This window comes from Streptomyces sp. NPDC057253 (assembly GCF_042669125.1).
Taxonomy (GTDB): Bacteria; Actinomycetota; Actinomycetes; order Streptomycetales; family Streptomycetaceae; genus Streptomyces.
Genome location: NZ_JBHUXV010000166.1, coordinates 1 through 17,272, shown reverse-complemented (window position 1 = coordinate 17,272; position 17,272 = coordinate 1). Strand labels below are relative to the sequence as shown.

General features: G+C 70.8%; 13 protein-coding genes and 1 pseudogene. 7 read left to right on the top strand and 7 right to left on the bottom strand.

Translation table 11 applies throughout. The features are described from left to right. The 4 genes and pseudogenes from ACFULQ_RS44435 to glgB form a co-directional block, all read left to right on the top strand. A pseudogene (locus ACFULQ_RS44435) lies at nucleotides 1–1,177 on the top strand (alpha-1,4-glucan--maltose-1-phosphate maltosyltransferase); the annotation flags it as partial. Continuing rightward, the gene (gene treS / locus ACFULQ_RS44430; RefSeq protein ID WP_383556160.1) at nucleotides 1,174–2,874 is read left to right on the top strand and encodes a maltose alpha-D-glucosyltransferase; all 1,701 of its coding nucleotides are present in this window, start codon (nucleotides 1,174–1,176) and stop codon (nucleotides 2,872–2,874) included. The pseudogene ACFULQ_RS44435 and the gene treS, both read left to right, overlap by 4 nt. Before the next feature lie 97 nt (nucleotides 2,875–2,971). After that, nucleotides 2,972–4,354 carry a maltokinase gene (locus tag ACFULQ_RS44425; protein WP_383556157.1) on the top strand — a complete coding sequence of 461 codons (1,383 nt, stop codon included), beginning with the start codon at nucleotides 2,972–2,974 and terminating at the stop codon, nucleotides 4,352–4,354. Between the two features lie 32 nt (nucleotides 4,355–4,386). After that, nucleotides 4,387–7,830, top strand: coding sequence for a 1,4-alpha-glucan branching enzyme (glgB, locus tag ACFULQ_RS44420; protein ID WP_383556155.1), 3,444 nt, complete (start codon nucleotides 4,387–4,389; stop codon nucleotides 7,828–7,830). Between the two features lie 172 nt (nucleotides 7,831–8,002). Here the strand turns inward: glgB and ACFULQ_RS44415 are convergent, their stop codons facing one another. From ACFULQ_RS44415 to ACFULQ_RS44400, 4 genes are all read right to left on the bottom strand, one after another. After that, nucleotides 8,003–10,219 carry a HelD family protein gene (locus tag ACFULQ_RS44415; protein WP_383556162.1) on the bottom strand — a complete coding sequence of 739 codons (2,217 nt, stop codon included), beginning with the start codon at nucleotides 10,217–10,219 and terminating at the stop codon, nucleotides 8,003–8,005. Between the two features lie 168 nt (nucleotides 10,220–10,387). Next, nucleotides 10,388–10,720: a thioredoxin family protein gene (locus ACFULQ_RS44410; protein ID WP_383556152.1), complete on the bottom strand. Its 333-nt coding sequence runs from the start codon at nucleotides 10,718–10,720 to the stop codon at nucleotides 10,388–10,390. Further along, nucleotides 10,717–11,103: a MerR family transcriptional regulator gene (locus ACFULQ_RS44405; protein WP_383556150.1), complete on the bottom strand. Its 387-nt coding sequence runs from the start codon at nucleotides 11,101–11,103 to the stop codon at nucleotides 10,717–10,719. The genes ACFULQ_RS44410 and ACFULQ_RS44405 overlap by 4 nt, the downstream gene beginning before the upstream one ends. A gap of 29 nt (nucleotides 11,104–11,132) precedes the next feature. Then, entirely contained in the window at nucleotides 11,133–11,642 is a 510-nt protein-coding gene (locus ACFULQ_RS44400; RefSeq protein ID WP_383556148.1) for an Lrp/AsnC family transcriptional regulator, read from the bottom strand. Between the two features lie 45 nt (nucleotides 11,643–11,687). Here ACFULQ_RS44400 and ACFULQ_RS44395 point away from each other — a divergent pair, with 45 nt between their 5' ends. Further along, complete coding sequence (locus tag ACFULQ_RS44395) at nucleotides 11,688–12,599, top strand: NAD-dependent epimerase/dehydratase family protein (RefSeq protein WP_383556146.1); 912 nt, start codon at nucleotides 11,688–11,690, stop codon at nucleotides 12,597–12,599. 13 nt (nucleotides 12,600–12,612) lie between these two features. Here ACFULQ_RS44395 and ACFULQ_RS44390 read toward each other — a convergent pair whose 3' ends face one another. After that, nucleotides 12,613–14,178 (bottom strand): AAA family ATPase, encoded by a 1,566-nt coding sequence (locus ACFULQ_RS44390; protein ID WP_383556143.1) that lies wholly within the window; start codon nucleotides 14,176–14,178, stop codon nucleotides 12,613–12,615. A gap of 386 nt (nucleotides 14,179–14,564) precedes the next feature. After that, entirely contained in the window at nucleotides 14,565–15,233 is a 669-nt protein-coding gene (locus ACFULQ_RS44385; protein ID WP_383556140.1) for a maleylpyruvate isomerase family mycothiol-dependent enzyme, read from the bottom strand. Nucleotides 15,234–15,311: 78 nt separating this feature from the next. On the opposite strand from ACFULQ_RS44385, the gene ACFULQ_RS44380 reads away from it, so the two are divergent. Further along, a complete protein-coding gene (locus ACFULQ_RS44380; RefSeq protein WP_383556138.1) occupies nucleotides 15,312–15,761 on the top strand; it encodes a MarR family winged helix-turn-helix transcriptional regulator in 450 nt (149 codons plus the stop codon). Here ACFULQ_RS44380 and ACFULQ_RS44375 read toward each other — a convergent pair. Next, nucleotides 15,758–16,525: a DUF2127 domain-containing protein gene (locus tag ACFULQ_RS44375; protein ID WP_383556136.1), complete on the bottom strand. Its 768-nt coding sequence runs from the start codon at nucleotides 16,523–16,525 to the stop codon at nucleotides 15,758–15,760. The genes ACFULQ_RS44380 and ACFULQ_RS44375 overlap by 4 nt on opposite strands. A gap of 185 nt (nucleotides 16,526–16,710) precedes the next feature. On the opposite strand from ACFULQ_RS44375, the gene ACFULQ_RS44370 reads away from it, so the two are divergent. Beyond that, nucleotides 16,711–17,272: TetR/AcrR family transcriptional regulator (locus ACFULQ_RS44370; RefSeq protein ID WP_383556133.1), on the top strand; the 562-nt coding region annotated here is incomplete at its 3' end.

Here is a 17,272-nt window from a genome sequence, read left to right as displayed (position 1 = left end):
CTGGGCGATCGGCTCGCCGGAGGGCGGCCATGACGCGGTGCACCCGGATCTGGGCACGATCGAGGACTTCGACTGGTTCGTGCAGCAGGCCGCCGCACAGGGCCTGGAGATCGCGCTGGACTTCGCCCTTCAGTGCTCCCCGGACCACCCCTGGGTCCACAAGCACCCGGAGTGGTTCCACCACCGCCCCGACGGCACCATCGCCTACGCCGAGAACCCGCCGAAGAAGTACCAGGACATCTACCCCATCGCCTTCGACGCGGACATGGACGGCCTGATCGCGGAAACCACGAGGGTTTTGCGGCACTGGATGGACCACGGGGTGCGGATCTTCCGGGTGGACAACCCGCACACCAAGCCGGTCGTGTTCTGGGAGCGGGTGATCGGTGACATCAACGCCACCGACCCGGACGTGATCTTCCTGGCGGAGGCGTTCACCCGCCCGGCGATGATGCACACCCTGGCCCAGATCGGCTTCCAGCAGTCGTACACGTACTTCACCTGGCGCACCACCAAGGAAGAGCTCACCGACTATCTGACGGAACTGTCGGGTGAGGCGGCCTCCTACATGCGGCCGAACTTCTTCGCCAACACCCCCGACATCCTGCACGCCTTCCTCCAGCACGGCGGCCGGCCCGCGTTCGCGCTGCGCGCGGTGCTGGCCGCGACCCTATCGCCGACCTGGGGCATCTACTCCGGCTACGAGCTGGCCGAGCACACCCCGCTGCGCGAGGGCAGCGAGGAATACCTCGACTCGGAGAAGTACCAACTCAAGGCCCGCGACTGGGACACCCCCGACAGCCTCGCCCCCCTGATCACCCGGCTCAACACCATCCGGCGGGACAGTCCGGCCCTACGGCAGCTGCGCGACCTCCACTTCCACCACGCGGACAAGGACGAGGTGATCGCGTACTCGAAGCGGAGCGGCTCGAACACGGTTCTGGTGGTCGTGAACCTCGACCCGCACCACACCCAGGAGGCCACGGTCTCGTTGGACATGCCACAACTCGGCCTGGAATGGCACGAGTCGGTGCCGGTGCGCGACGAGCTCACCGGTGAGACCTATCACTGGGGCAGGGCGAACTACGTGCGTCTCGAACCGGGCACTCGCCCCGCGCACATCCTGACCGTCCTGCGACCGTCCACCCCGCAGATCGGAGGGTCACCCACAACATGATCGTCAACGAGCCCGTCCACGACACCTTCGAGGACACCCCCGCCAAGGACCGCGACCCCGACTGGTTCAAGCGGGCCGTCTTCTACGAGGTGCTGGTCCGTTCCTTCCAGGACAGCAACGGCGACGGTGTCGGCGACCTCAAGGGCCTGACCGCCAAACTGGACTACCTGCAATGGCTGGGCGTCGACTGCCTGTGGCTGCCGCCGTTCTTCAAGTCACCGCTCCGGGACGGCGGTTACGACGTCTCCGACTACACCGCCGTCCTGCCGGAGTTCGGTGACCTCGCCGACTTCGTGGAGTTCGTCGACGCCGCCCACCAGCGCGGCATGCGCGTCATCATCGACTTCGTCATGAACCACACCAGCGACCAGCACCCGTGGTTCCAGGAGTCCCGCGCCAACCCCGACGGCCCCTACGGCGACTACTACGTGTGGGCGGACGACGACAAGCAGTTCCAGGACGCCCGGATCATCTTCGTCGACACCGAGGCCTCCAACTGGACCTTCGACCCGGTCCGCAAGCAGTACTTCTGGCACCGCTTCTTCTCCCACCAGCCGGACCTCAACTACGAGAACCCGGCCGTGCAGGAGGAGATGATCTCCGCGCTGCGGTTCTGGCTGGACCTGGGCATCGACGGCTTCCGGCTCGACGCCGTGCCATACCTGTACCAGCAGGAAGGCACCAACTGCGAAAACCTTCCGGCAACCCATGAGTTCCTCAAGCGGGTCCGCAAGGAGATCGACGCGTCCTACCCGGACACGGTGATCCTGGCGGAGGCGAACCAGTGGCCTGAGGACGTCGTCGACTACTTCGGCGACTACGAGTCCGGCGGCGACGAGTGCCACATGGCCTTCCACTTCCCGGTCATGCCCCGCATCTTCATGGCGGTGCGCCGCGAGTCCCGCTACCCGGTCTCCGAGATCCTCGCCAAGACCCCCGCGATCCCGTCCGGCTGCCAGTGGGGCATCTTCCTGCGCAACCACGACGAGCTGACCCTCGAAATGGTCACCGACGAGGAACGCGACTACATGTGGGCCGAGTACGCCAAGGACCCGCGGATGCGCGCCAACATCGGCATCAGGCGGCGTCTGGCCCCCCTGCTCGACAACGACCGCAACCAGATCGAGCTCTTCACCGCTCTCCTGCTGTCCCTGCCCGGCTCGCCGATCCTCTACTACGGCGACGAGATCGGCATGGGCGACAACATCTGGCTCGGCGACCGCGACGCCGTCCGCACGCCCATGCAGTGGACACCGGACCGTAACGCGGGTTTTTCGTCCAGTGACCCCGGGCGGCTGTACCTGCCGACCATCATGGACCCGGTCTACGGATACCAGGTCACCAACGTCGAGGCGTCGATGTCGTCGCCCTCGTCGCTGCTGCACTGGACCCGTCGCATGATCGAGATCCGCAAGCAGAACCCGGCGTTCGGCCTCGGCTCCTACACCGAGCTCCAGTCGTCGAACCCGGCGGTGATCGCGTTCCTGAGGGAGTACGAGGACGACCTGGTCCTGTGCGTGCACAACTTCTCCCGGTTCGCGCAGCCGACGGAACTGGACCTGAGCACCTTCAACGGCCGGCACCCGGTGGAGCTGTTCGGCGGGGTGCGGTTCCCGGCCATCGGTGAGCTGCCGTACTTGCTGACCCTGGGCGGGCACGGCTTCTACTGGTTCCGGCTGCGCAAGGACGCGGCCTAGCCGACCGGGCTCCGGGCGGGGCGGTTTCCACCGGCCCGCCCGGGGCACGCATCAGTAACACCCCGACCAGCCAGCCCGGGGAAAGGACGCCCCCACCATGTCGGAAGCCGTCACCGCCACGACAAGCCCCGGCCTCCTCGCCTCCCTCGACCCACTGCTGCGCGAGTGGCTGCCGCGGCAGCGCTGGTTCGCGGGCAAGGGACGCCCGGTCACCGGGTTCTCGCTGGTGGCGGCCACCGAACTGCTGCCGCCCACGGCCAAGCTCGGCCTGTACCACCTGCTGGTCCGCGCCCACCAGCCGTCGACCGTGGGCGCCCCGTCGCACCCCGGGGACTGCTACCAGCTCCTCATAGGCGTGCGCGAGGCGCTGCCGCCCCGGCTGGCGCCCGCGCTGATCGGCCATGTCGAGGAGGGCCCGCTCAGCGGCCGTACCGCGTACGACGCCCTCCACGACCCGCTGCCCGCCGAACTGCTCCTGGAGGCGATCCGCACCGGAGCCCGGATCGGCGGGCTGCGTTTCGAGCGGGACCCGCACCAGGAGATCCGGGACGGTCTGGTGGCCCGGGTGATGACCGCCGAGCAGTCCAACTCGTCGATCGTCTTCGGAGATACGTTCATTCTGAAGCTGCTGCGCCGGATCGTGCCCGGCGTCAACCCCGACCTGGAGCTCCCGCTGGCGCTGGCCCGGGAGGGCTGCCCCCGGGTGCCCGCGCCGACGGGGTGGCTGCGGGCGGAGCTCGCGGGTGAGCCGTACACCCTGGGAGTGCTCCAGCCCTTTGTGCAGGGCGCGTCGGACGGCTGGGAGCTGGCCCTGCGGGAGCTGGCCAAGGGAGAGGACTTCAGCGCGGAGGCGCATGCCCTCGGGCGGGCCACCGCCGAGGTGCACACCGCGCTCGCCCGGGCCCTGCCGACGGTGACGCTCGGCCACCAGCAGATGCAGCTGCTGGTCGACGGCATGATCGAGCGGCTGGAGGCGGCCGTGCAGGCGGTTCCCGCGCTGCGGCCGTACGCGTCCGGTCTGCGCTCGGCGTTCACCGCGCTGGGGGATCTGGCCGCCGAGGGCACCACCTGGACCGCGCAGCGCATCCACGGTGACCTGCACCTGGGGCAGTGTCTGCGCTCGGCCTCCGGGCACTGGTCGCTGATCGACTTCGAGGGCGAGCCGTCCAAGCCGCTCTCCGAACGCCGGCTGCCGCAGCCGACGGCCCGGGACATCGCCGGGATGCTGCGCTCCTTCGACTACGCGGCCCACTCGACCGACCTGCCGGTGCCGGGCTGGGCCGAGGCCTGCCGGGCGGCGTACTGTTCCGGATACGCCGAGGTCAGCGGGGTGGACCCACGGACCGATCCGGTGCTGTTGCGGGCGTACGAGACCGACAAGGCGATCTACGAGGTCGTCTACGAGGCCCGGCACCGGCCGGACTGGCTCCAGGTGCCGATGGCCGCGGTGGCGCGGTACGCGACGTCCGACCTGATCTGACCGACCCGACTCCCGCCGAGGAGGCTCCTCCTGTGACTCCGCCCACCCCCAGCGGTTCGGAACCGAAGAACACTGCGAAGAAGAAGGCCGCGGAGAAGACAGTGACCAAGAAGGCCTCAGCGAAGACGCCGCCTGTGGGGAAGTCCGGGGCGGGGAACCCCGGTGCGGGGAAGACCGGGGCGGAGAACCCCGGTGCGGGGAAGTCAGGGGCGGGGAAGGCCGGTGCCGACAAGACGGGTGCGGGGAAATCCGGTGCCGACAAGACTGGTGCGGTGAAGGCCGCTGCGGAGAAGGCGGTCACGGAGACGGCCGACGCGGTGAAGGCCGTGGCGAAGAAGGTCGGCGCGAAGAAGGCCGGCGCCGCCAAGAAGGCCCCTGCCAAGAAGGCGGTCGCCGAGAAGGCCGTCGCGAAGAAGGCCGGCGCCGAGAAGCCCGCCGGTCGTCGGCCCGCCGCCAAAAAGGCCCCTGCCGAGAAGGCGGTCGTAAAGAAGGCGGTCGCCAAAAAGGCCGTCGCCGAGAAGGCCGTCGCCGAGAAGCCCGTCGCGAAGAAGGCAGGTGCGGAAAGGGCCGTCACCAAGAAGGCGCTGGCCAAGGAGGCGCCGGTGGAGAAGCCCGCCGCGAAGAAGGCCACCGCGAAGAAGACCGGCGCCGAAAAGACGGTCGCCGAGAAGGCACCGGCCAAGAAGGCGGCCGTAGAGAAGGCAGCCGCGAAGAAGGTCACGGCGAAGAAGACCGCAGCGAAGAAGGTGGCCGCCAAGAAGCTCGCGGCACGGAAGACGACCGGTACGAAGCCCTCGGCACAGCCGGTCGCCGCCGCGGGACCCACCACTGAACCGGTCACCGCCAGCCCCGCCACCACCGAACCGGTCACCACCAGCCCCGCCGCCGCCGAACCGGCCGCCGCTGTCTCCGCCCCTCCCCCGGAGACGCCCACTGTGGGACACACCACCGAACCAGTCACCTCCCCGCGAGCCACCACCGAACCGGTCACCGCCGCGGCAGCCGCCACCGAATCCGTCACCTCCCCGCGAGCCACCACCGAGCCGGCCGCCGCCACGGGAGCCGCCCCCGAACCGGTCACCGCCGGCCCCGCCGCCGCCGAACCGGCCGCCCCCACCCCCGCCTCGCCGCCGGAGGCAGCGCGGCCCCTCGCTGCCGCGGGAGGCTCCCCCGGGACGGGTGACGCCGCCGTCTCCGCCCCGGCGCCCGAGACGCCCGCCGCAGCACAGCCTGTTGCCGCCGCTCAAGCCCCTGACGTACCCGCCCCCGCTCCCGTTCCGCCGCCGCAGGTCTCCGCGCTGGACCACGGCGATCGGGAGCGGTTGCTCTCCGGGAGTCATCATGATCCGCACTCGGTGCTGGGGGCGCATCCGGTGCCCGGTGGGGTGGCGTTCCGGGTGTTCCGGCCGTACGCGCTGGGCGTGAGCGTCGTCGCCGGGGACGTGCGGGGTGAGCTGCACGACGACGGTGACGGGTTCTTCTCCGGGGCGCTGCCGCTGACGGAGGTCCCGGACTACCGGCTGCTCGTGACGTACGAGGGGGCGGTCCAGGAGACCGCGGACGCGTACGCCTTCCTGCCCGCGCTCGGCGATCTCGACCTGCATCTGATCGGCGAGGGCCGGCACGAGCAGCTGTGGACGGCGCTCGGCGCGCAGCCGATGACCCACCAGGGCGTCCCCGGCACCCGCTTCACGGTGTGGGCGCCGAACGCGCGCGGCGTACGCGTGGCCGGCACCTTCAACTTCTGGGACCCCTCGGCGTTCGCGATGCGCTCGCTCGGCTCCACCGGTGTCTGGGAGCTGTTCGTGCCCGGCGTCGGCGAGGGCGAGCTGTACAAGTTCGAGATCACCCGTCCCGACGGCTCGAAGACCCTGCGCGCGGACCCGCTGGCCCGCCGCACCGAGGTCCCGCCCAACACCTCCTCGATCATCCACGCCTCGCACCACGAGTGGCAGGACGGGGAGTGGCTGGCCCGGCGCGCCGAGGGTGCCCCCGCCCACGAAGCCCCCTTCTCCGTCTACGAGATCCATCTCCCTTCCTGGCGGCCCGGACTGACGTACCGTCAACTCGCCGAGCAGCTCCCCGCCTACGTCAAGGACCTGGGCTTCACCCACGTCGAGCTGATGCCGGTCGCCGAGCACCCCTTCGGCGGCTCCTGGGGCTACCAGGTCACCGGCTTCTACGCACCGACCGCCCGCCTCGGCACCCCCGACGACTTCAAGTACCTCGTCGACGCGCTCCACCAGGCCGGCATCGGCGTACTGATGGACTGGGTGCCCGCGCACTTCCCGCGCGACGACTGGGCCCTGGCCGAGTTCGACGGCCGCACCCTGTACGAGCACGAGGACCCGCTGCGGGCCGCGCACCCCGACTGGGGGACGCTGGAGTTCGACTACGGCCGCCGGGAGGTCCGCAACTTCCTGGTGGCGAACGCCATCTACTGGTGCGAGGAGTTCCACATCGACGGCCTCAGGGTCGACGCGGTCGCCTCCATGCTCTACCTCGACTACTCCCGCGAGCCGGGCCAGTGGGTGCCGAACGTGCACGGCGGCCGGGAGAACCTGGACGCGGTGGACTTCCTCCAGGAGATGAACGCGACGGTGTACCGGCGGGTGCCAGGAGTCGTCACCATCGCCGAGGAGTCCACGGCCTGGGACGGCGTGACGCGCGCTACGCACCACATGGGGCCCGGCGGTTTCGGGGGCCTGGGCTTCGGCCTGAAGTGGAACATGGGCTGGATGCACGACTCGCTGGACTACATGGCCCATGAGCCGGTGCACCGCAAGTACCACCACCACGAGATGACGTTCTCGATGGTGTACGCGTACAGCGAGAACTACGTGCTGCCGATCTCGCACGACGAAGTGGTGCACGGCAAGCGCTCGTTGGTGTCGAAGATGCCGGGCGACTGGTGGCAGCAGCGCGCCAACCTGCGCGCCTACCTGGCCTTCATGTGGGCCCACCCCGGCAAGCAACTCCTCTTCATGGGCCAGGAGTTCGCGCAGGGCGCGGAGTGGTCCGAGGCGCACGGCCCGGACTGGTGGCTGCTCGACCCGGCGTACGGGGCGGAGGCCGACCACCGGGGCGTCCGCGACCTGGTCCGCGACCTGAACACCGTGTACCGGCACACCCCGGCCCTGTGGGAGCGCGACACGGACCCGTCGGGCTTCGAGTGGATCGTGGGCGACGCGGCGGAGGACAACGTCTTCGCCTTCCTCCGTCACGACGCGGAGGGCACCCCGCTCCTCGCGGTCTCCAACCTCGCCCCGGTGGTCCGCCCCGGCTACCGCCTCGGCGCCCCCGACGACATCCCGGCCTGGCTCGAATCCCTCAACACCGACACGGCCAAGTACGGCGGCAGCGACATCACCAACCCCGACGTCCTGAAACCGGACCCCCAGGGCTGGCACGGCCGCCCGGCCAGCCTCCAGCTGACCCTGCCGCCCCTGGCGACGGTGTGGCTGCGGCCGGCGTAGGAAGCCGGGAAGCCCGTTCGGCGGCGGCCGCGAAGGACACCGGGCCTTCAGCGGCCGCCGGACATCAACGTGCGCAGGGCCGCCGGCAGCCCCCTGGCCCGGCTGTCGGCCCCGCCGCCGGACCGGGGCGCCTCCACCGCGCCCGGGTCGACGTCGGACTCGGCACTGGTCCTCAGGTGGTGACCAGTGCCTTCGGCAGGCGGCCCGTGTGCAGCACCCCCAGCCGCTGGGTCGCCCGGGTCAGGGCCACGTAGAGGTCGCTCGTGCCGTACAGGGCCGGTTCGACCACCAGTACCGAGTCGAATTCGAGGCCCTTCGACTGGCGCGGGTCGAGGAGGACGACGGTCCGGGTCAGGTCCGGTTCCGCGCCCGCGGTCACCCCGTCGAGGCGGGCCGCGAGCCTGCGGTGCAGATGTCGCGGGGCGATAACCGCGAGCCGTCCCTCGGCGGGGGTCAGCTCCTTCACGGCCTCGGCGACCGCGCCGGGCAGGTCGTCGGTGGCGCGCACCCAGGGCCGTACACCGGTGGAACGGACCGAACTCGGGGGTTCGAAGTCCGGTTTCTCGGCGCGTACGACGGCCGCCGCGAGGTCCATGATCTCGGCGGGGGTGCGGTAGTTGACGCCGAGGCGGGTGTGCTCCCAGCGGTCCTCGACGTACGGCTCCAGGATGCGCTCCCAGGAACCCACGCCCGCCGCCTCCGCGGTCTGCGCCGGGTCGCCGACCAGGGTCATCGAGCGGGTCGGGCTGCGCCGCATGAGCAGCCGCCAGGCCATCGGGGAGAGCTCCTGCGCCTCGTCGACGATGATGTGCCCGAAGGCCCAGGTGCGGTCGGCCGCCGCGCGTTCGGCGGCGCTGCGGTGGTCGTCCTCCTCCTGCCGCTCGGCGAACCGCTCGGCGTCGATGATGTCGTGCGCCGACAGGACCTCGGAGTCCTCCTCGTCCTTGTCCTCGAACTCGTAGGTCCGCGAGGCGTACGAGACGTCGAGCACGCCCTGCGCGTACGCGATCTGGGTCTCGCGCTCGCGCTCGGCCAGCGCCCGCGCCACCCGCTCGTCCACGCCGAGGAGTTCGGCGGCCTCGTCGAGCAGGGGTACGTCCGCCACGGTCCAGCCCCGGGTCACCGGGCGGCGGATCGCGGCCGCGTCCTCGTCAGGGAGGTAGCCGACCGGGTCGGCGAGGAAGTCCGCGACCAGCCGCTGCGGGGTCAGCCGCGGCCACAACTGGTCGATGGCGGCCCAGACTTCGGGGTTCTCGGCGATCTCGTCGCGGATCTGGGTGATGTCCGCCGGGTCGAGGAGGCTGCTGCCGTCGTAGGGGTCGGTGCCGACCCGCTCGGCGTACAGCTCGGTGAGCGTGTTGAGGATGTGCCCCTCGAAGTGCTCCCGCGCCACGTTGTGCGGCAGCCGGGCGGCCCGGGTCTTCTCGCGGGCGACCTTGACCAGGCCGTCGTCGAGCATCAGGATCTCGCGGTCGTGCTCGATCGCGATCACCGGGTCGGGCAGCGCCTGCCAGTCGCGTACGGCGTCGGCGAGGACGTCCGCCATGGTGGCCCGCCCCTTCACCGCGGCCGCCGCCCGGCTGTCGGTGGCGGTCGCCTTCACACCGGGGAAGAGCTCGCCGATCGTGGCGAGCAGTACGCCGGTCTCGCCGAGGGAGGGCAGCACCTCGCCGATGTAGCCGAGGAAGGCGGGGTTGGGGCCGATGATCAGCACGGCCCGCTTGGCGAGCAACTCCCGGTGTTCGTACAGGAGATAGGCGGCCCGGTGCAGGGCGACCGCCGTCTTGCCGGTGCCGGGCCCGCCCTCGACCACCAGCACTCCGCGGTGCGGGGCGCGGATGATCTCGTCCTGCTCGGCCTGGATGGTCTGCACGATGTCGCTCATGCGGCCGGTGCGCGCGGAGTTGAGGGCGGCGAGCAGGACGGCGTCGCCGGTCGGGTCCTCGTGGCCGGTGCGTTCCTGGTCGCCGAGGTCGAGGATCTCGTCGTGCAGGTCGGTGACGCGGCGGCCGTCGGTGCCGATGTGCCGGCGGCGGCGCAGACCCATCGGGGTGTGGCCGGTGGCCAGGTAGAAGGGGCGGGCGACCTCGGCCCGCCAGTCGATGAGGATCGGGGTGCGCTCGGCGTCGTCGGTGCGCAGGCCGATCCGGCCGATGTGGTGGGTGACGCCCGAGGTGAGGTCGATCCGGCCGAAGCAGAGTGAGCCGTCGACCGCGTTCAGGGCGGCCAGCAGCCCGGAGCGCTCGGCGACCAGGATGTCCCGTTCGAGGCGGGCCTGCATCGGGGTGTTGCCCTGGGCGAGCGCGTCGGTGACCGATGTCTCGGTGTCGCCGCGCAGGGCGTCCACGCGCGCGTACAGGCGGTCGATGAATTCCTGTTCGCGCTTGATTTCATGGTCTGGCAAACCGGTGTTTGACAATTCCACTCCCGCCCGGATATACTCTGCTCACTGAGCTTCTTTGCGACCTCAATTGCCCTGAAGTCGCGAATCATTGAATATACCCAAAAAAATCCCCCGAGCACAATTGCTCGGGGGATTTCTTCGAATTGCCTCAGGTCACAGCGCGTCCGCGAGCTCCTCCAGGAGCCGCCGCTTGGGCCTCGCCCCCACCATCGACCGCACCGGCTCCCCGTCCCGGAACAGCATGAACGTCGGCATGGACAGCACCTCGTAGGCATGGGTGGTCAGCGGATTGGTGTCGACGTCCAGTTGGACCACCCTGAACCGCTCGCTCTCCTCCGCGGCGAGAGCCGTGAGCACCGGTCCCATCTGCCGGCACGGCGGGCACCAGTCGGCGGTGAACTCCACCAGTACCGGCAGCCGCGAGCCGATCACCTCCGTCTCGAAGTCCGCGTCCGTCACCTCGGCCACCCCGGCTGCCTTGATCACTGTTCCCGCCCTCCCAGTTCGCACATCGGATCCGTACCGTCGAGCATGGCCAGCCGTACCCCGATCTTCGCCCGCACCGCCTGCAACTCCCCGATCAGGGAGTCGAGTTCGTCCAGCTTGCGCCGGTAGACGTCGATCGACGCGGGACAGGTGTCGCCCTCCTCGTGCCCGGCCCGCAGACACTCCAGGAACGGTCGGGTCTCCTCCAGGTCGAACCCGAAGTCCTGGAGGGTCCTGATCTGCCGGAGCAGCTTGAGGTCCGCCTCGTCGTAGGTGCGGTAGCCGTTCTCACCCCGCCGCCCGGGCAGCAGGCCCCGCGCCTCGTAGTACCGCAGCGTCCGCGTGGTGGTCCCGGCCCGTGCGGCCAGCTCGCCGATTCGCATGCCTACGAACGTAGTCCTTGACGCCGACGTCAAGGCAAGAGCGGTTTGCGTTCCACCGGTGAGGTCAGCACGATCGACGTCGTGGTGCGGCCGAGCGCGGAGACCGCCTCCAGGACCTCCTCCAGGTGGACGGTGTCGCGGACGGCGACCTTGAGGATCCAGCAGTCCTCGCCGACGACGTGGTGCACCTCGGTGATCTCCGGCCGCTCCATCAGCTCCAGGGTCCTCGGGTGCTTCAGGGTGTGGCCGCCGTGCGGGCTGACCCGGATGAACGCCTGGATGCCGTAGCCGAGCCGGCCCGGCACGACCTGGGCGCCGTAACCGCTGATCACGCCCGCCGCCTCCAGCCGCCGCACCCGCTCGGTGACCGCCGCCGGGCTCAGCCGCACCCGGCGGCCCAGCTCGCTGAACTTGATCCGGCCGTCCGTCTGGAGGAGCTCCAGGATCTGCCGGTCCACCGCGTCGAAGCCCACTGAGGTTTCGACGGCGGCGGGGCGCAGCTGCCGCGGTTCTTTTGGTGCTGCCGCCTGAACTCCCATGGTTCCCCCTTCAGTACGTGGTGGTGTGCCGGGAGAATTATGGTCATGGAAACCGCACGCGAGGTCTTGGTCATCGGCGGCAGCCGGTATTTCGGCAAACGGCTGATCGCACGGCTGCTGGCCGCGGGCGACCGGGTCACGGTCCTCAACCGGGGTTCCGCCGCGCCCCCTCCGGGGGCGGTCCATCTGGTCGCCGACCGCGACGACGAGAGCGCGCTGAACAAGGCCCTCGGTTCCCGCACCTTCGACGTGGTCGTCGACCAGGTCTGCTACACCCCGCGCCAGGCGGCCATCGCCCGCCGGGTCTTCGCCGGACGCACCCGCCGCTATGTGATGACCTCGACGGTGGAGGTGTACGAGTACGAGGACTCCATCGCCCTCGTGCGGGAGGACGCCGTTGACCCGACGGCCGTGCCGGTGGATCTCGGCCTTCCCTGGCACGACCCCGATTTCCTTCAGTCGCATTACGGCGAGGGAAAGCGACAGGCCGAATCCGTGTTCTCGGCAGACCCCGCATTTCCCTTTACGACCGTCCGCGTGGCCCACGTCCTGGGCGGCGACGACGACTTCACCGGGCGGCTCACCCACTACGCCGACCGTATCCGCACCGGCGAGCCCGTCGCCGTGCCCGTCGACAACCAGCCCGCCACCTACATCCATGTCGAGGAGATCGCCGACTTCCTGGCCTGGGCGGTGGGCGAGGACTTCACCGGGCCGGTGAACGCGGCCTCCCACGGGCTGCTGAGCACCGAGGAGTTGTGCGAGGCGGTGGCCGCCCACGTCCCCGGGGGCCGGACGGTCCTCCAGGAGGTCGAGGTCGGCGAGGTCTCGCCGTTCTCCTTCGCCCGCGCCTACGGCATGGACAACTCCCGTGGCGCCCGGCTCGGGTTCGCCTTCGGTGACGTACGGCGGTGGCTGCCGGGGGCCGTGGCCGAGACGCTCGGGAAGGACGTCTGAGCCACGGGGGGTGTCAGCGCGGCGGGCCGTGGCGGCCCGGGGGCGTGCCGGGGGCCCAGCGGCCGGGGGCGGGGCCCGGGTGCACACCGCCGTAGAAGTGCGGTCCGCCCTCGTCCTCCTCCTCGTCCGTCATCCAGTCCTCGTCCTCCAGGTCCTCGCCGCCGCGCACGCCGAGCAGCCGCCGGGTCAGCCGGTCCCGGTCGGAGAGGAGTTCGTCGAGGGCCTCGCGCAGGTCGGCGGCCTCGGTGCGGGCCGCCTCGCGCTCGGCGGCGATCAGTACGGCCCGGCGGACCAGCTCCCTGGTGAAGGAGGCCGTCGTGCCCTGGGTGCGGGCCACGACCTCCTCGGCGACCGCCTCGTCGAGGTCGAGCGCGGAGCCGTACAGGTCGAGGAGGCGGGCGCGGCCCTCGGCGTCCGGCAGCGGGATCTCGACGGCGAGGTCGACGCGGCCCGGGCGCTGCACCAGGGCGGGTTCGAGGAGGTCGGCGCGGTTGGTGGTGAGGAGGAAGGCCACGTCGGCGTCGTCGCCGAGGCCGTCCATCTCGTTCAGCACCTGGAAGAGCAGGGGCTGTTCGCCGCCGCCGTAGTCGCGGGCCTCGGCGATCAGGTCGCAGTCCTCCAGGACCACGAGGGCGGGCTGGAGCATCCGGGCGAGCGAGCAGGCGGGGCCGATGGCGTCGATGCTCGTGCCGGACAGGATCACCACGGTGAACTGCGGGAGGTGGGAGAGGAGATAGCGGATCGTGTGGGTCTTGCCGGTGCCGGGAGGGCCGTAGAGGAGCAGGCCGCGGCGCAGGTGCTGGCCGGCCGCGCGGAGCTGTTCGCGGCGCCGGGCCACGCCGACGACCTGGCGCTCCACCCGCTCCAGGAGTCCGTCCGGCAGGACGATGTCCTCGCGGGCGAGTTCGGGGCGGCGGTGGAAGCGGAACGGTCCGAGGCCCGCGCCGAATTCCGCGCCCTCGAAGGAGAGGACCTGGCCGCGGAAGATGTTGTGCTCGCGCACGAGCCGGTCGATGTCGGCGAGCAGCCGGTCGCCGAACTCCTTGCTCTCCGCGAGGACTTCGAGCTCGACCTTGTTGCGGCCGTACTCGTCGGCGGGGCCGCGCAGCAGCACCGCGAACCGCTGCCCGTCCTCGGCGCCGAGGTAGAACCCGCAGGAGACGCAGGGGAGTTCCTCGTCGGGGGAGATCGGCAGCTGGGCGTAGTCCACCGCGCCGATCACGAAACGGTCGTAGCGGTCGGCGGATTCGAGGATGTCGCCGAGGGAGAGGTCGCCGTGGTGGCGGGCGCCGTGCAGGCCGACGAGTTCGTGGGAGCGGGCCTTGGCGTCCGCGGCGAACCAGCGTTCCAGGGCGAGGTGGACGTTGGGGAGGTCGAAGGGCGGGTAGGCCGCCTTGACGACGGGGCGTTCACTGGGCGCGAAGCCGAGGTGTTCCCGCAGCCGCCTGCTGAGATCCCGGGCCTCTTCCCGCGCCTGGTCCCTGGGCCGGGCGACGGCAGCCAGGAAGTCATGGAACAACTCGCTGACCCGCTCCATCGAAGCGGGCTCCCCCGCCACCCGCACCACCGACTCCCCCATACCCGCCTCCGTACGCCCGTCCGACCCTGCACGCCGAGAACTCCAGCGTGGGGGCCGCGCGGGCCGTGGGTCAAAGGATTTGGGTCAAGTGACGGTGAAGGGTATGGAAGGGGGCGGCGGATGATAAAGGGGGTGCGTCCACCGGTACGGGCGCGCCTTGAGCGGCACGGGCGCGCCGCCGCCGACTCGGTCGCGCGGGGCTGTGTTGATCTGCGGCTGCCGCCGGGCGGACGCGACCGGCCACGAGGAACCCGCAGCCGTCGACCGGCATAAGCCGCGGCGGGCAGCTGCCGAAAGGCGGAGGCTGCCGAGAGGCGGAGGCTGCCGACAGGCAGTGCGCGGCGCTCCGGAACCCGTCGGGCAGAGCACCGCGTCACAGCGCCGCGTCACCGGGGAGTCGCGACCCCCGTCCACGACTCCCCGGCGTGTTCAGCCCACTCGGCCGCCGCCTCGGGCCGGCCCGTGAGCAGCAGGAGCAGGGCCGGGATCGGGCCGCGCAGCTCCTCCCCGGCTCCCCGCGCCCACTCGACGTCCGTGGCGACGAGCCGCGCCTTCGGCAGGGGCCAGGGCCGCGGCGGGAACCGCATGGTCCACACCCGCTCGGCGGAGTCCCGCGCGGCCACCGGCGGCATCGCCCGGTACCGGCCCAGCGTGAGGGCGATGTCCTGCCCGTGGACGAGGAGGTCGAGGAGGGGTTCGTGGGGTGAGGTGGTTGGCGCGAGGCGGCGGGAGCCGATGATCGAGCGGAGGTGGGCGACGATGTCGGTGACCGGCAGCTCGGCCTCACGGACCGCCGAGTCGTGGATCATCCGGTTCCAGTCCCCCCGGGCCCGGACCATCTCCCGGACCACCCGGCCGCGGGAGAAGCGCGCCGCGATCGTCAGATGCGCGGCGACATCCCGCACCCGCCAGTCCCCGCAGCGCGTCCGGGCCTCCCACTCCTCGGGGGTCAGGCCCTCCAGCAGGTCGGCCAGGCTCCCCCGCTCCTGGTCGACGATCCGCCAGAGCTCGTCGGTGTCCAGCACTGCGTCCGATACGGCACCCACGGGAATCACCCACTCAAGTGGTAAGCTTCTCTGACCAAAGTAGTAAGAGACTCTGACCAATGTCAAGCAGTGCGAGGAGCGTCGACGATGGCGGCGGACAGCGAGCCCAACACGGGCGTGCTCCTGTTCCTCCCGTACCGGGCCCTGGAGAACCGGGTCTTCGCCGCGCTCGCGGAGGCCGGCTTCGACGACTTCACGCCCGCCCAGGCCCGGGTCCTGCAACGCATCGGGCCGAACGGCACCCGGCTCACCGAACTCGCCGAGCAGGCCCAGGTCACCAAGCAGACCGCGGGCTTCCTGGTCGACCAGCTGGAGAAGACGGGCTACGTCACCCGCGTCCCGGACCCGACCGACAAGCGGGCCCGGCTCGTGTGCCTGGCGGAGAAGGCGATCTCGGCGAAGGAAGTCGCCGACGGGGTGGTCGCCGAGGTGGAGAAGGAGTGGGAGGAACATCTGGGCAGCCGCCGCATGAGACAACTCCGCGAGGCGCTGACCCTGCTGCGCGAGATCACCGACCCGTGGGCCGAGTCCTCCTAGACGGCGACCGACTTCGCGGCCTCCTCGACCTCCAGCAAGGACGCGCTCTGCCGTTCCGCCTCGAAGGCCCGGTGGCCGCCGCGCAGGCCGAAGAGGCGCTTGGTCAGGAGGATGTAGAGGACCGCGAGGATGTTGAGGACCAGGGTGGCGATCTTCAACCAGCTGATGTGCTCGGTGAGTTCGTAGATCTCCAGCGGGAGGAACGCGGCCGTCGCGACCACCGTCAGGTACTCCGCCCAGCGCTTGGCGTACCAGAGGCCGACCGCCTCGACGAGTTCGATCAGGGCGTACGCCAGCAGCAGCACCGCCACCAGGACGAGCGTGTCGTGGTGATAGCCGAAGGTCTTCTGGAGCGTGCCCACGATCGGTGAGTGGTCGAGGTCGTAGTGGAAGTGCCGGAACACTGGGCGAAAGACGTCGAGGTACTCGTCGAAGAGCCGGCGCACCGCGTCCTGGCTGTTGCTGAACTTCCACACCGCCACCGCGACCAGCACGATGAACACCCCGCGCACCGCCCGCTCGAAGGCGAGGAAGCGCAGCACGAACAGATCCCGGAGCACCTTGCCGCGCGGCACGAGGGGCGCGTGGTCCGCGGGCCCCGAGCCGTGCGGGTCACCGAGGGCGAAGTCACCGCAGCGCAGACACCGCCAGGCCGCCCCGAGCGCGGTCTCGGCGTACAGCCGCTCCCGCAGCCGGGGCTCGTCCGGCGCGTACGTCACATGTCCGCGGCGGGCGCAGGTCCGCCGGTCCCAGTCGATCTTCATCCCCCGTGTGCCTCCGAAACCGAGAGCGTGCCGTCCGGGGACGGCACGCTAGTGGCGCGGGGTAAGAATTCGGTGAGTCGGCGGGCGTCGACGAGTTCCCCTTGCACATGGTTGTGCACTTGCTCAACAGTGCACAATGCACACTCGATGCACAGCACTGTGCAAGTCGGTGGGGTGAGGGCACAATGACAGCCATGACCACGGGCCACTCCAGTCGCGCCGACGCCAACCGCCGCCGCATCCTCGATGTCGCACTCACCGAACTGCTGCGCGACCCCGACGCGTCCATGGACCGGATCGCGCGCGCCGCGGGAGTCGTACGACGGACGGTGTACGGCCACTTCCCGAGCCGGGAAGCGCTGATCGGCACGCTCGTCGACGGTGCCGTGGAGGCGGTGGCGGCCGCGCAAGCGGCGGGGCGCGAGGGCGCCGACGACCTCGCGCAGGCCGTGGCGGGCTCCGTGCTGGCGGTCTGGGAGGTCGCCGACCGCTACCGCGTCCTGGTCGCACTGGCCCAGCGCAGTGTCACCGTGCAGGGCATCCGGGAGCGGCTCGCGCCGGTGCGCTCGGCCAGTGCCGAGCTGCTTCAGCGCGGTCTCGACGAGGGTGTCTTCGTCTCGCCGCTGCCCGCGCCGGCGCTGGCGTACGTCCACGAGCAGATGCTGTTCGCGGTCATGGAGGCGGTGAACGACGGGCTGCTGGCAGCGGAGGAGGCGGGCCGCTCCGCCGCGGTCTCGACACTGACCG